This window comes from Minwuia sp. IMCC3060 (assembly GCF_029909435.1).
Classification (GTDB): Bacteria; Pseudomonadota; Alphaproteobacteria; order Minwuiales; family Minwuiaceae; genus Minwuia.
Genome location: NZ_CP123782.1, coordinates 899,802 through 913,278 on the forward strand (window position 1 = coordinate 899,802; position 13,477 = coordinate 913,278).

General features: G+C 65.1%; 15 protein-coding genes. 4 read left to right on the forward strand and 11 right to left on the reverse strand.

Features of this window, described 5'->3' with window-relative positions:
* Positions 1 to 6 precede the first annotated feature (6 nt).
* Positions 7 to 945, reverse strand: coding sequence for a LysR substrate-binding domain-containing protein (locus tag QGV54_RS04175; protein WP_281018108.1), 939 nt, complete (start codon positions 943 to 945; stop codon positions 7 to 9).
* A gap of 67 nt (positions 946 to 1,012) precedes the next feature.
* The gene (locus QGV54_RS04180; protein WP_281018107.1) at positions 1,013 to 1,822 is read right to left on the reverse strand and encodes a sulfite exporter TauE/SafE family protein; all 810 of its coding nucleotides are present in this window, start codon (positions 1,820 to 1,822) and stop codon (positions 1,013 to 1,015) included.
* A 159-nt stretch (positions 1,823 to 1,981) separates the two neighbouring features.
* Between QGV54_RS04180 and QGV54_RS04185 the strand changes: the two genes are divergently transcribed.
* Positions 1,982 to 2,617 carry a glutathione S-transferase gene (locus QGV54_RS04185; RefSeq protein WP_281018106.1) on the forward strand — a complete coding sequence of 212 codons (636 nt, stop codon included), beginning with the start codon at positions 1,982 to 1,984 and terminating at the stop codon, positions 2,615 to 2,617.
* Between the two features lie 41 nt (positions 2,618 to 2,658).
* On the opposite strand, the gene QGV54_RS04190 is transcribed toward QGV54_RS04185, so the two are convergent.
* The 3 genes from QGV54_RS04190 to QGV54_RS04200 form a co-directional block, all read right to left on the reverse strand.
* Positions 2,659 to 3,438 carry an enoyl-CoA hydratase/isomerase family protein gene (locus tag QGV54_RS04190; protein ID WP_281018105.1) on the reverse strand — a complete coding sequence of 260 codons (780 nt, stop codon included), beginning with the start codon at positions 3,436 to 3,438 and terminating at the stop codon, positions 2,659 to 2,661.
* A gap of 144 nt (positions 3,439 to 3,582) precedes the next feature.
* Positions 3,583 to 4,836, reverse strand: a complete 1,254-nt coding sequence (locus QGV54_RS04195) for an MFS transporter (RefSeq protein ID WP_281018104.1) — start codon at positions 4,834 to 4,836, stop codon at positions 3,583 to 3,585.
* A gap of 208 nt (positions 4,837 to 5,044) precedes the next feature.
* A complete protein-coding gene (locus QGV54_RS04200) occupies positions 5,045 to 6,199 on the reverse strand; it encodes an epoxide hydrolase family protein (RefSeq protein WP_281018103.1) in 1,155 nt (384 codons plus the stop codon).
* A 99-nt stretch (positions 6,200 to 6,298) separates the two neighbouring features.
* On the opposite strand from QGV54_RS04200, the gene QGV54_RS04205 reads away from it, so the two are divergent.
* Both QGV54_RS04205 and speB read left to right on the forward strand, forming a co-directional pair.
* On the forward strand, positions 6,299 to 7,138 hold the full coding sequence (locus QGV54_RS04205; protein WP_281018102.1) for an enoyl-CoA hydratase: 840 nt from the start codon (positions 6,299 to 6,301) through the stop codon (positions 7,136 to 7,138).
* A gap of 132 nt (positions 7,139 to 7,270) precedes the next feature.
* A complete protein-coding gene (speB, locus tag QGV54_RS04210) occupies positions 7,271 to 8,296 on the forward strand; it encodes an agmatinase (RefSeq protein WP_281018101.1) in 1,026 nt (341 codons plus the stop codon).
* A 9-nt stretch (positions 8,297 to 8,305) separates the two neighbouring features.
* On the opposite strand, the gene QGV54_RS04215 is transcribed toward speB, so the two are convergent.
* Together QGV54_RS04215 and QGV54_RS04220 are read right to left on the reverse strand one after the other, a co-directional pair.
* On the reverse strand, positions 8,306 to 8,491 hold the full coding sequence (locus QGV54_RS04215) for a hypothetical protein (RefSeq protein ID WP_281018100.1): 186 nt from the start codon (positions 8,489 to 8,491) through the stop codon (positions 8,306 to 8,308).
* A 64-nt stretch (positions 8,492 to 8,555) separates the two neighbouring features.
* Entirely contained in the window at positions 8,556 to 9,782 is a 1,227-nt protein-coding gene (locus QGV54_RS04220) for a DUF2336 domain-containing protein (protein WP_281018099.1), read from the reverse strand.
* A 120-nt stretch (positions 9,783 to 9,902) separates the two neighbouring features.
* Between QGV54_RS04220 and QGV54_RS04225 the strand changes: the two genes are divergently transcribed.
* Complete coding sequence (locus QGV54_RS04225; protein WP_281018098.1) at positions 9,903 to 10,610, forward strand: pyrimidine 5'-nucleotidase; 708 nt, start codon at positions 9,903 to 9,905, stop codon at positions 10,608 to 10,610.
* A gap of 24 nt (positions 10,611 to 10,634) precedes the next feature.
* Here QGV54_RS04225 and arsH read toward each other — a convergent pair whose 3' ends face one another.
* The 4 genes from arsH to QGV54_RS04245 form a co-directional block, all read right to left on the reverse strand.
* Positions 10,635 to 11,351 (reverse strand): arsenical resistance protein ArsH, encoded by a 717-nt coding sequence (gene arsH, locus QGV54_RS04230; protein ID WP_281018097.1) that lies wholly within the window; start codon positions 11,349 to 11,351, stop codon positions 10,635 to 10,637.
* Positions 11,344 to 11,751, reverse strand: a complete 408-nt coding sequence (gene arsC / locus QGV54_RS04235; protein ID WP_281020067.1) for an arsenate reductase (glutaredoxin) — start codon at positions 11,749 to 11,751, stop codon at positions 11,344 to 11,346. Before arsC ends, arsH begins: the two co-directional genes overlap by 8 nt.
* 154 nt (positions 11,752 to 11,905) lie before the next feature.
* A complete protein-coding gene (locus QGV54_RS04240; protein ID WP_281018095.1) occupies positions 11,906 to 12,532 on the reverse strand; it encodes a pyridoxamine 5'-phosphate oxidase family protein in 627 nt (208 codons plus the stop codon).
* Between the two features lie 176 nt (positions 12,533 to 12,708).
* Positions 12,709 to 13,452 (reverse strand): SDR family NAD(P)-dependent oxidoreductase, encoded by a 744-nt coding sequence (locus tag QGV54_RS04245; protein ID WP_281018094.1) that lies wholly within the window; start codon positions 13,450 to 13,452, stop codon positions 12,709 to 12,711.
* Positions 13,453 to 13,477: the final 25 nt, after the last annotated feature.

The window sequence follows — 13,477 nt, forward strand, 5'->3', positions numbered from 1 at the left end:
ATAAAATCAGGCGGCAGGCAGGGTCTGTTCGAGGCATTTGAGGAGCAACGCGAGCGTGCTGTTGGTGGACGTCTGATCCCGCCGCCAGAAACAGCGCGCTTCGGACAGGAGGCCGTGGGTGTCGAGCGGCAGCACCACGATATCGCGGCGCGCACTGTGCACCCGCGCGATACTCTCCGGAAACAGGCCAATCGCGGGCATCTTGCGCATGATCTCCAGATTCAGGGCCAGCGACACGGAAGCGATCGTGTTCGTTGGTGTGACGAGCCCGTTTTCGGCAAACAGGGCATCGAAGGCCCTTCGCGCGACCGAGTTGGCCTGGGGCAGGATCCACGGCCAGCCGATGGCCTGCTTCCAGTCGAGTGCGTCCTGCTCGGCGAGCGGATGATCACTTCCCGCAACTACGACAACCGGTTCGCTGAACAGCACGCTCTGTTCGATTCCGGGCAGTTCCTGCGGTTGCCAGACCCGGGCGATGAGCAGGTCCATGACGCCGGATTCAAGCTGCGGGTACAGGGAAACGAAATGCCCCTCGATGAGCGAAACCGATGTTTCGGGGGCGCTGCGCTTCAGCAGTGCAAGGGCGTCAGGCAGGATGATCGGGCCCACGGATGCGACCACGCCGACAGAGACCGCGCCACTGACACCGCTCGACATGGCCTCGACATCGAACGCCGCCCGGTCGATCTGGCTGAGCACCATGCGGGCATGTTCCGCCAGTCTCAGCCCGATTGCCGTGAGGTGAAGCCGCTTGCGGTCGCGGGTCACGATAGGGGCACCGACGATGCGTTCCAGCTCTGCGATCTGCTTCGAAATCGCCGGCTGGGTGACCATCAGTTCGTCGGCAACCCGGGAGACGATCTTCAGCTCCGCCAGGGCCGCGATGACGCGCATGTGGCGGATCGTCAGCGACTTCCGCAGGTTGCGGTTGGCGATATCTCTCATCCTGCCGGGATCCTTGCTCGTCTCCGATGGCGCGGGCCGGTGCGATTCCATCGTCTGATGGAACGATCTACGCCAGCATCCGGATGGCAGTGAGCAGCAGGAACAGGGCGAAGGCAAGCTTCAGTGTGCGGGGTTTCAGGCTGTGGGCGATGCGGGCGCCCAGCGGCGCGGTCAGGCTGGCGAAGGGGGCGATCAGCAGCAGGCCCAGCAGGTTGACGTGCCCGGCGCTGGCTTGCGGCAAGGCAGGGACGCCCCAGCCGGAGATGATGAAGCCAATGGCGCCGGGCAACGCGATGATCAGGCCGATCGCCGCCGCCGTGCCCACCGCGCGGTGCGCCGGATAGCCGAACAGGTTGAAATAGGGCACGCAGAGGGTGCCGCCGCCGATCCCCATCATCGCCGAGGTACCGCCGATGGCGAAGCCGGTTGCGGCCCCTGCCGGTCCTCCCGGCAGCCTCTCCCGCAGGCGGAAATCCGCCGGGGTGAAGGCCATGTAGGCGGCTACGACCAGCGCCACCACGGCGAAGACCAGGGTCAGGGTCGCGCCGCTGATGAAGCTGGCGATCAGCACCCCCGCGACCGACCCGGCAAGGATGAACGGCCCCCAGCGTTTCAGCAGGTCCACATCAACCGCCCCGCGCCGGTGATGCGCCCGCGCCGAACCGATGTAGGTCAGTACGATGCTGGCCAGCGACGTCCCCACCGCCACATGCATCTTGACGGAGGGATCGATCTCCAACTGCCCCAGCATGGTGTAGAGCACCGGCACCACCACGATGCCGCCGCCGACATCCAGCAGCCCCGCCAGCACCCCGGCGACACATCCGGTGCCGACCAGGATGGCGGCCAGCGGCAGAAGGGCGGTGGTGATTTCCATGGAGACTCCGGAAGGCGGGGGCAGGCATTGCAGATGCCGACAGCTTATCAGCCAGGCGCGGCCCTTGCGCAATCACCTGTCGCCGTCAGAGCGCTGCAATCCAACCTCGGAACGGTCTATCATCAGAGGCAGATGCAAAGGAAATCAGGGGAGAGTCAGTTGATCACCATCCATCATCTCGGCGTTTCGCAGTCCGACCGCGTGGTCTGGCTGATGGAGGAACTCGGGCTGCCCTATGACCTGAAATGGTACCACCGGAAGGCCAACCGGCTGATGCCTGACGACTACTTCGCGCTGCATCCGGCGGCGACCGCGCCGGTGATCGAGGATGACGGTCGCGTGCTGACGGAATCGGCGGTGGTGCTGGAATATGTCTGCCGTACGCATGCCGGGGGCCGGTTCACCGTGAACCCCGACCAGCCGAACTATTTCGACTATCTCTACTGGATGCAGTTCAACAACAATGCGCTGGGCCTGTTCTTTGCCCAGCTTGCCATGGGTGCGAACCCGACGGGCGAGGCGACGCCGGTGGTGAAGGAACTGCTGCGGCGGCGCTGGTCGGGCTATTACGACTATCTGGAGCAGACACTGGCGAAGCACGAGCATCTGGCAGGCGACGACTTCACCTGCGCGGACATGATGGTCGTCTACAATTTCGGCAACATCCTTGCCTCGGGGGGGCGGACCCTCGACGACCTGCCGAACACGAACGCCTATTTCCAGCGCATCAGCGCCCGACCCGCCTATCGCCGGGCCATGCAGATCGCCGGGCCGGAGGCGACACCGCCCGCTTGAGGAGCGGGCAGCGACCCGATCCGGATCGGGGCATCCGGTCGTTACCTGAACTTCGGCTTGCGCTTGTTCAGGAAGGCATCGACGGCTTCCTTGTGCTCGGCGCTTTCATAGGCTTCCTTCAGTCGCGCCTGCTCCCGCGCCTGCACCAGTTCCAGGTCGGTCTCGGAGCCGTTCTGCGTCAGCAGTTCCTTTGTCCAGGCCAGGTGCCGGTCGGGGTTGGCGGCGATGGCGTTGGCCAGTTCCATGGCCTCTGCCATCAGGTCCGCATCCTCCACGACCCTGTTGGCGAGACCGCTGGCGGCGGCCTCCTCGCCGTTCATGAAGCGGCCGGTCAGCGCGAACTCACTGGCCGCGCCGAAGCCCATGCGCTGTACCAGGAAGTGCGAACTGGCCAGCTCCGGCACGACGCCGACCTTCACGAAGGGCACGGCGACCCTGGCGGAACGGGCGATCAGGATGACATCGAAGGACAGGATCTGGCTCAGGCCGACGCCTACGGCGACGCCGTTGACCGCGGCGATCAGGGGCTTGGAATCGCGCACGAACTTCACCCACTGGATCGGTGCCGACGGCTTGGTGCCGGATTCCGCCTGCTCCATCCGGGCCCGGAACGTGTCCTTCATGTCGGCACCGGAGCAGAACCCCCGGCCCGCGCCGGTCACGATGACCGCGCCGATTGCGGGATCATTGTTCGCGGAGGTGATGGCGTCATGCATCTCCTCCCGCATCCGGTAGGTCCAGGCGTTCAGTTTCTCCGGCCGGTTCAGTGTCAGGATCCCGACATTGCCTTCGGTCCGGTATTCGATCTGTTCGTAGGTCATGTGTCTCTGTCCTCCCCGTCGCCATTTCAGCACGCCGGAGCAGGAGCGCCAATCGGCGATCATGGATCATCTGTTATCTGGCATCTCTTGCTTCGCGCCTGGAGCGACGCGGACGAGGCTCGGGCATCGCAAACCGGCAGTCATTCACTCCGGTTGACGGGAGGCAACTTCTGCTGCCCGAGACCGCGCGCCGACCGCGAGCAGGAAGGCGGCGCCGAGGAGCAGGCTCAGGACGGCGAAGACAATCGCCGGACCATAGCCCCCCGTCATGTCGAAGATCAGCCCCGCCAGTGTCGGTCCGCCGAGCACGCCAAGCCCGGAGGCGGAATAGTTGACGCCCAGAATGCCGCCCAGATGCCGAACCCCGAAGATGTCCGCCAGAATGGCAGGCATGAGCGGTGCGAAGCCGCCGTAGAGTGTGCCGAAGATCACGGCGAAGAAGCCGAGCGCCCAGACCTCCACGGCGAAATGCCAGAAGGCCATCATCACGGCGAGCCCCAGATAGACGCCCGTCAGGGTGCGCAGCCGTCCGAACCGGTCAGCGAGAATGCCGACGAGGAAACGTCCCCCGATGCTGGAGACACCGATCAGGCTGAGCAGCCAGGCACCCGTGGCCTCGGTCATGCTCTGGTCGAGGACGTAGGGCACCAAGTGGACCAGGGGCATGAAGAGCGAGAACGAGATGGTGAGGCCCGCACCGCTGAGCAGCCAGAACTCGGGGGTCCCGATGGCTTCGCGCAGGGTCGAGGCCGGACCTGGCGGGGCCTCCGATGAGGGTGGTGCGCCTCCGTCCGGGTTCAGCCCGTACCTCTCCGGTGAGTGGCGCAACAGCAGCATGGCGAGGAGGCCGATGACACCCACGCCTATTCCCAGCCAGGTCATGGCATCCCGCCAGCCATGCTCCTGGACCAGCCAGTTGGCGACCGGCGGGGTCACAAGCGTGCCCGCCCCCACGCCCATGACGGCCAGGCCGGAGGCAAGGCCGCGACGGCGCACGAACCAGCGCTGCAATGCGCTGATCACCGGAACGTAGATGCAGCCCGCGCCGACGCCGACGCCGAGCCCGTAGGCGATGTAGATCTGCCAGAGGGTGGCCGCCTGCGCCGCGGCGATCAGTCCTGCCGCAACAAGGGCCATGCCGGTTGCCGCGACCACTGCGGGGCCGAGGCGGTCGGCCAGAGGGCCGCTCACCGCGCCCAGGCTGAACAGCAACCCCCCGGCGATGGCGGAAACCAGGGCGACGTCGGAGCGGCTGGCATCGAAAGCCGCCTCGATGGCAGGGAAGAACGGACCGAAGGAATAGGCAATGCCGAAGGCGAAGAAGGTGCCCACGAAGCTGGCACCGACAATGATCCAGCCATAGAACAGCTTCTGCCCTGACCCAGTCGCAGACCCCAAAGTCGTCCCCCCTCAACCGGTATGCAGACCCGCCTGCACTGCATGAACTCCGATGATGCGCGGGAATCGCGCGCACTTGCAGCCGAAAGGGCACGGAATGGCACCACATCGCGCGGGGAAAGCGAATTCATCTCGCGCGACATGGATTCTCCGGGTCGGCCGGACCGGGGTCACTCCGGATTTCTCTGGTCCGGGCGAAATCGCATGGCTACCGGATCATCCGGGCGAAGGCGCGGATGTCGTCGATGAAGGCTTCGGGTTCCTCCATGGCGGCGAAGTGGCCGCCGGCCGGCATCTCGGTCCAGTGCACCACGTTGGCCATGCGTTCCACCCACTGGCGCGGCGGCATGGAGAAGCTGTCGCCGGGGAACTTCGCCACGCCCACCGGCACCGTGATCCGCTGGCCGTCCGGCACCAGGAAATTGTCGCTCTCCACGATGGAGGTATACATCCAGGTGGAGCTGTTGATGGTGCCCGTGTGCCAGTAGAGCGCGATGTTGGCGAGCAGCCGGTCGGCGCTGAAACGGCTGTGCAGGTCGCCATGGGTGTCGCCCCAGGTCTGGAATTTCTCCGTGATCCAGGCGGCCAGTCCGGCGGGCGAGTCGGTCAGGCCATAGCTGAGGGTCTGCGGCTTGGTGGACTGGATGGCCTGATAGGCGGTCTCGAAGCGCAGGTCGCCCTGGCGCTGTTTCAGCCAGGCCTTTTCCTCCGCATCCGGCGCGGGGTCGATGGTGGCGGGGCGGGGGATCCACATGTTCTGGTGAATGCCGCAGCAGACATCCGAATGCGCCAGCCCGAGCCATGAGGTGACCAGGCTGCCCCAGTCGCCGCCCTGTGCCATGAAGCGGTCCACGCCCAGCACGTCGACCATCAGGTGCCGCCACAGCCGAGCGGTCTCGCGGCAGTCCACCGGCTTCGGCGGCGCGGCGCTGAAACCATAGCCCGGCAGGCTGGGGACGATCACGTCGAAGCCGTCCTCCGCCTGGCCGCCGAAGCGCTCCGGGTGGGCCAGCGGTTCGATCACTTCCAGGAACTCGACGACGGAGCCGGGCCAGCCATGGGTCAGGACCAGGGGGAGGCGGTTGCTGCCCGATCCGGTCTCCCAGATGAAATGGATGTCCTGCCCGTCGATGGTGGCGTGGAAATTGTGGAAGCGGTTGATCTGCTGCTCCACCGCGCGCCAGTCGAAATCCTCCGCCCAGTGACGGCAGAGGTCGCGCACATGGGCCATGTCGGCGCCATAGGCCCAGGGCGCGCCCTGCGGCTCCTCACGCGGCCAGCGCGTGGCGCGCAACCGCGCCTGCACATCGGCGATGTCCTCATCGGAGACATGAACCGTGAAAGGGCGAATCGAACCGGGCATCGCAGCATCCTCCCTGATGACCATTTCCTACCATGGCGCTATCCTGTGGCCAGTCAATGCGTCGGCACCTGTCGGCGATGTCATCCTGGGGAGGGGACCATGAACCTTTCGGAAGTGCTCTATGACCGCAACGGTGCGGTTGCCACCATCACGCTCAACCGCCCGGACCAGCTCAATGCCTGGACCCGGAAGATGGAGGGGGAGGTGCGCGAGGCCATGATGGAGGCGTCGAACGATGATGCCGTGCGCGCCATCGTGCTGACCGGCGCCGGTCGCGGATTCTGCGCCGGGGCGGACATGAACCTGCTGGGCGACATCCAGGACGAGGCCGCCTCGGCGAAGTCCCGCATCCAGTCGCTCAGCGCGGTGAACAATGCCATTCCGGGCGGGCTGGACCTGCCGACGGACTATACCATGCGCTACAGCTATTTCCCGACGGTGCCGAAGCCGGTGCTGGGCGCGATCAACGGCCCCTGTGCCGGGCTGGGCATGGTCATGGCGCTCTATTGCGACATGCGTTTCGCCTCCGACGCGGCCGTCTTCACCACCGCCTTTTCCCGCCGTGGCCTGATCGCGGAGCATGGCATTTCCTGGATGCTGCCGATGCTGGTGGGCCATGCCAATGCGCTGGACCTGCTGCTGTCGGGGCGGAAGTTCGGGGCGGCCGAGGCGCATTCGATGGGGCTGGTCAACCGGGTGATCGAGATGAAGGACTTCGCCGACCAGTGCCATGCCTATGCCGATGAACTGGCCACCATGGTCTCGCCACGCTCCATCCGGGTGATGAAGTCGCAGGTCTACAAGGCCATGCTGCAGTCGCTGGAACACGCCACCCTGACGGCGAATTCGGAGATGCCGGGCAGCTTCGACTCGGAGGATTTCAAGGAGGGTGTGGCGCATTTCATTGAACGCCGCGCCCCGGCATTCAGCGGCAGGTAGCGGAGTCGTCTTCGGCCTGTTCCATCCCTCTCCCCACCCGGCCACCCGATAAGGATACTCCCGTGGGTGGCCGGGTGGGGAGAGGATGGAACAGGCCACGTGACAAGAGCAGCAGATTGGAGACCGGGTGAGATGGATCAGGAAAACCTGAAGCGGCTGCGCGCCCGGTACGGCGATACCGAACCCGGCACCACCTACGACGAACGCTATCGTGCCATCACGGATTCACAGTTCGAGGATGGCGGGCGACGCCATGCGCCCTTCGCCGGTATTCCGACCTTCCTCGGTGCCCCTGCGGTCGAGGGGCTGGAGGGGCTGGACATCGCGCTGATCGGGGTGCCCATGGATCTGGGTGTCACCAACCGCCCCGGTGCCCGCTTCGGGCCGCGCGCGCTGCGCACGATCGAGCGGATCGGCCCCTGGCACCATATCCTGGCCCGCGCGCCGTTCCTGGAGGCAAAGGTCGGGGACGTCGGCGACGTGCCGTTCCGCAGCCGCTTCAGCCTCGACATGGCGATGGAGGATATCGAGGCCTATTACGGCACCGTCCGTGATGCCGGTGTGCGGCCCCTGTCGGTGGGCGGGGACCATTCCATCACCTACCCGATCATGAAGGCGCTGGGGCGCGACCGCCCGCTGGGCATGATCCACATCGACGCCCATTGCGACACGGGCGGGGAGTTCGACCACAGCAAGTTCCATCATGGCGGCCCGTTCCGCATGGCGGTGCTTGACGGCGTGCTGGACCCGGAACGCTGCATCCAGATCGGCATTCGCGGCGCGTCCGAATATATCTGGGAGTTCTCGCAGGATGCCGGCATGACCGTCTTCCACATCGAGAAGGTGATGGAGCAGGGCATTCCGGCGGTGATCGAGGCGGCACGGCAGGTCGTCGGTGACGGCCCGGTCTATGTCACCTTCGACATCGACGGCATCGACCCGGGCTTCGCCCCCGGCACCGGCACGCCGGAGGTCGGCGGCCTGACCCCGCGGGAGGTGCAGCAGATCTTCCGCGGCCTCGACGGGCTGGACATCGTCGGTGGCGACGTGGTGGAGGTGGCCCCGCAATATGATGCGACCACCAATACGGCGCAGGTCGGCGGTCAGATGCTGTTCGAGATACTGACGGTCATGACCGGGTCGGGTGCCGCCGGATAGCGGGATGCCTCAGCGCTCGCCCGGCGGATCGGTCAGCAGGTTGATCAGGGTGGCGCCGACGATCCAGATCGCCAGCATGAGAAACGCGGCCAGCCACGGCGAATAGAGCTGGCCGATGAAGCCGCCCAGTCCGACGGCCAGCCCGACGGCGCCGTTCACGCCCTGCAGTTCCTTGCGCTTTGTCTTGAGGTTCATGGATCAGGCCCTCCTCCGGACAGGTCATAGGAACCGGTCGGAGGAGGCGCCTTGATTCAGATCATTACCCGATGTGGGCGATCTGCATTTCCAGTTCTTCCGTGGTCATCGGATAGTCGACGCCATTGCGGGCCGCGAGCAGTTCGTGCGGCGGTACGCGGGCGATGCGTTGCTGTACCAGCAAGGCGGTGCGCATCGAAAGTCCGGCCTGATGCACCAGCGCCGTTGTCGCCTTGCCGTTGCGCATGCCCATGATGCGCTCGACCGCCTCTTCCTTGCGACCTGTCTTCAGGGCCAGGGCGCGGATGACGAAGCTTCGGCGGTTCTTTTCCATCGCCTTCTGGATGACCTTGTCATTCAGCTTGCCGCGCCCATGCAGGTGCTCGGCAAAGTCGGAATCCAGTTTCTGGTCGGCGTCCTTGTCTTCCGACAGCTTCTCGCCGACAGCCTCCGCCAGTGCCTGGCGGGTACGGTTGTCGAGATCACCGCGCTCCGCCAGCCGATCCAGCAGGGACCGGGCAACGAAGGTGGAGATCCGCCGGATGGCGCGCTGCGACAGCTCCGGTCGCATCACCAGCGGTTCGTGCAGCATGTCGGTGTCGCGCGCATCCTCCGCCAGTTCGTCCAGCGTGTCGGAGCGGACCTTTGCCGACCTGTTGTGCAGCAGTGCCGCGACGGCAGGCAGGTCGGTCGTGGCAATGACGGCATCGGCCACATCGGGACCGATACCGCGACGGCGGGCGATGGAGGGCAGGGCACCGATGGTGACACCGGCGGCGATGATTTCCACCAGATCGGCATCGTTCAGCAGCGGTGAATATTCCAGGATCGGCGCGGCCACGATCTCCTCGACGTCCTGCGCCAGCTTCATGACGATGGCCTTGGGCACGATCTCGGAATCGCGGATGGCATCGGCCAGGGCCGCACGGACGTCCACAAGACGATCGGCCGAAAGGTGATCCAGCGCCCTTTCCGTCAGGTCGCGCAGCCGTGCCTGCTTCGCGTCGCCGATCCCGGGCAGCAGCCTGCCGATCTTGCGTGCCAGTTCGGTGCGGACATAGGGGTCCACGTCTTCCGACAGTTTCAGATCCGCCTGACCGGGGGTGGCGGGGTTGCCGGCGACCGCGCTGCGGACATCCTTGTCCTTGTCCTCCGCCAGATAGTACAGCACTTCCGGTCGTGCATCGGCGTCCTTTGCCAGCGCCAGGCGTGTGCCCTGATTGGTGCTCTTCAGCGCGGCAATCTGTTCCTGGTAGGCAATAATGTCGGCGTTGCGCTTGTCGTCGGCCATCTCGATCGCTCCCCGGTCTCGGATAACCGTTCCAATATCGGCCAAGGCGCCTAACGCGGCGTTAACGGCGCGGGCGCGAAGGGGCTTGCGGGCCGGGTGAGAGGCGGTGATAAGGGGGGCATGACAGATTCCGAGCAACGCGGTGATCAGACCGCCCCCGACCTGCGCCATGTGGATACATGGGTCTTCGATCTGGACAACACGCTCTATCCGGCGCGCAGCAATCTCTTCGATCAGGTCAGTGACCGCATGCGGTTCTTCATCTGCGATTTCCTGCAGGTGGACGAGGAGGAAGCGCATCGCCTGCAGAAGGGCTATTTCCTGTCCCACGGCACCACGCTGAAGGGGCTGATCGATCACCACGGCGTGCGACCGGAAGACTTTCTGGACTACGTGCATGACATCGACCTGTCACCGGTAGACGCGAATCCCCAGCTTGCCGACGTGCTGAAACGACTGCCGGGCCGGAAGCTGGTCTTCACCAATGGCTCCGTCAGCCACGCCGAGAACGTGATGGGCAAGATCGGTATCGGTGACTGTTTCGAGGCCATCTTCGACATCGTGCATTCGGACTTCATTCCGAAGCAGAGCGTCGAGCCGTATCACCGCTTCATCGAGACCCACAACGTCAAGCCGGCCAGTGCGGCGATGTTCGAGGATATGGCCCGCAACCTGGTGCCCGCCCATGCCGTCGGCATGACCACGGTCTGGATTCCCGGCATCAGCGAATGGAGCCATGAGCAATCGAGCGGTGAGCACATTCACCATGTCACCGACGACCTGACCGGGTTCCTGATCGCAGCCGCTGACAGGATCGCGAAGGGCTGAACTGCCCGGTCGGTCGCCGCACGGCTACCCGTCCTTCCGGTTCACCCGCTTCGACAGTTCCTCGACGCTTTCGACCCGTTCCGAGTAGCGGTCGATCAGATAGGCGGCGCGCCCCCGCGTCAGCCAGGTGAACTTCAGCAGTTCCTCCATCACGTCCACCATGCGGTTGTAGAATGGTGACGGTTTCATGCGGCCGTCGTCCTCGAACTCCAGGAAGGCCTTCGGGACCGAGGACTGGTTCGGGATTGTGATCATGCGCATCCAGCGCCCCAGAATGCGCATCTGGTTCACGGCGTTGAAACTCTGCGAGCCGCCGCAGACCTGCATGACCGCCAGGGTGCGCCCCTGCGTGGGGCGAACCCCGCCGATGGGCGCCAGTGGCAGCCAGTCGATCTGGGTCTTCAGGATGCCGGTCATGGCGCCGTGCCGTTCGGGGGAGCACCAGACATGCGCCTCCGACCAGAGCGAAAGCGTGCGCAGTTCCTGGACCTTCGGATGGGAGTCCGGGACACTGTCGACCAGCGGCAGGCCGGTAGGGTCAAAGATGCGCGGCTCCGCGCCCAGTGCCTTCAGCACCCGCGCCGCCTCTTCCACCATCAGCCGCGAATAGGACCGTTCCCGCAGCGAACCATAGAGCAGCAGGACACGGGGCGGATGTGTCGGGTCGCCGGGCGCAGTCAGTTGCGCGGTGTCGATCCGATGCAGGGAATCGGGCGCGATGTTGGGAAGATCGTCAGCCATTGACCGTGATCTCCCCGCCATATTCCTTTCTGAGCACGGTTCCCGGCGGCAGATCGAGCAACGCCGTCACTGCTTCCGATGGGCGGCACAGGGCAACCCCCTTCGGGGTGCAGACAATGGGACGATTGACCAGGACCGGATGAACCAGCATGGCGTCCAGAATGGCCTCCTCGGTTACTGACGGATCCGTCAGGCCGAGCTCTTCAGCCGGTGACTTGCTGATCCGCAGCGCGCTGCGCGGTGTCAGTCCCGCAGCGGCGAACAGTCCCAGCAACTGCGGCCGGGTCCATCCGGTTTCAAGGTAGTGGATAACGGTGGGTTCTTCCCCTGCCTGCCTGATGAAGGCCAGAACGTTGCGAGAGGTACCGCAGTCAGGGTTGTGATGGATAACGACGCTCATGGCTGATCACACCTTTGGTGGGTTGGTCAGGTCTGGTTGATCGCAGGGTCTGTTCCTGCCCGAAACTCCACACCTGCTCCAGCCTGAACTTGCGGGCAGGCGCTATGTCGCATCGGGTGTTCCGATACAGGCTCACAGCAAACAGCCTTGCAGATCAGGCTTCGATTTCGGCCAGGCGGCGTTTCAGTTCGGCGTTCTCGACCTCCAGATCCGCCAGTTGCTGCAGTATCTGGCTGTTTGCCGCCGCGAACGCATCGACGTCATGGCGGGGCGTGATGTGCTGCGGGCAATTGATGTCCCAGGCCGTGACCTGAAACAGGATGACACGCTCCACCTTGCCTGCCGGGTAATCCGGCATCGTCAGGTCGGCCATCAGGTCCGGGTCGTCCTCGACCACCCGGGCCTCGCCCCAGATCTTGATGCGGCGGCGGTTGGCATAGTCCATCAGGAAGATGAAGGCCTTCGGATTTTCAGCCAGATTGCCGAGGGTCACATACTGGCGGTTGCCGCCGAAGTCGGCGATGCCAAGCGTGGTCTCGTCGACCATGCGCAGGAATCCCTTCGGGCCGCCGCGATGCTGGATGTAGGGCTGGCCCTCCGAACTGACGGTGCCGAGATAGAAGGAATCCCGCTCGGCGATGAAGGCCAGCAGGTCCTCGGTCAGGCCGGTGCGGAAACCACCCTTCTCCTCCATGCGCCGGTATGTATCGCGGGAGCCAAGCCGCGCCTGCGCGGCCTTGACGGCAGGGGTGAAGGCAATATCGCTTGAGGGACGGTCCATCGGTGTTTCTCCACGGCGTCAGGTGGAGAACATCTATGGCAGCGGAACGAAAAGGGGAGGGGAACCGCACATGAATGCGGATCGGTCCGGCACGACCGCGTACTCCTTCCCCCGCACGGGGGAAGCGAGGAAGAATTCAGCAGGCGGTGCTGTCTTCTCCCCCTTCCGTCGCGGTTTCATGTGCGCAGGGTCAGCCCGCCGTCGACGGTCAGGCCATGGCCCGACACGAAGCCCGCATCGTCGGAGGCGAGGAACAGGGCACCACGGGCAATGTCGATGGGTTGCCCCAACCGCCGCAGCGCCGCCTTCTTGGCCCAGATGGTGGCGATGTTCTCGTCGGCAAAGCTGGCACCGGTCATGCCGGTATGGATGGCGCCGGGTTCAATGTAGTTGCAGGTGATGCCGAACTTGCCGAGCTCCAGCGCCAGGGTGCGGGTCATGCCGGCAACACCGGCCTTCGATGCGCAATAGGCGCTCAGACCGTAGTCGGTCATGCGGGCCATGACGGATGCGGTGGAGATGATGCGCGGTGCGGGGCTCTCCTTCAGGTACGGGATCGCGGCGCGGCACAGCTTGTAGGGGCCGGTCAGGTTCACGGCGAGGGTGATGTCCCACTGCTCGTCGGTCATGACCTCCGCCAGCGCGTTCCGGCTGACACCCGCATTGTTGTAGAGAATGTCCAGCTTGCCGAAGCACTCGATGGCCTTGCCGATGATCCGTTCCGCGGCCCCATCGGCCGCCACGTCCGCCTCGAACGGCGTGACATAGGCGTGGTCATGGGCCTCCGCCAGGCCCTTGCCGGGCAGATCGACGGCCAGCACCATCGCGCCTTCGCGGGCGAAAAGGTCTGCCGTTGCCTGTCCGATGCCGCTGCCCGCGCCGGTCACGATTGCCGCGCGCCCCTCAAGCCGTCCTGTCATGCTGTCCTCCCCAGGTTGTCACATG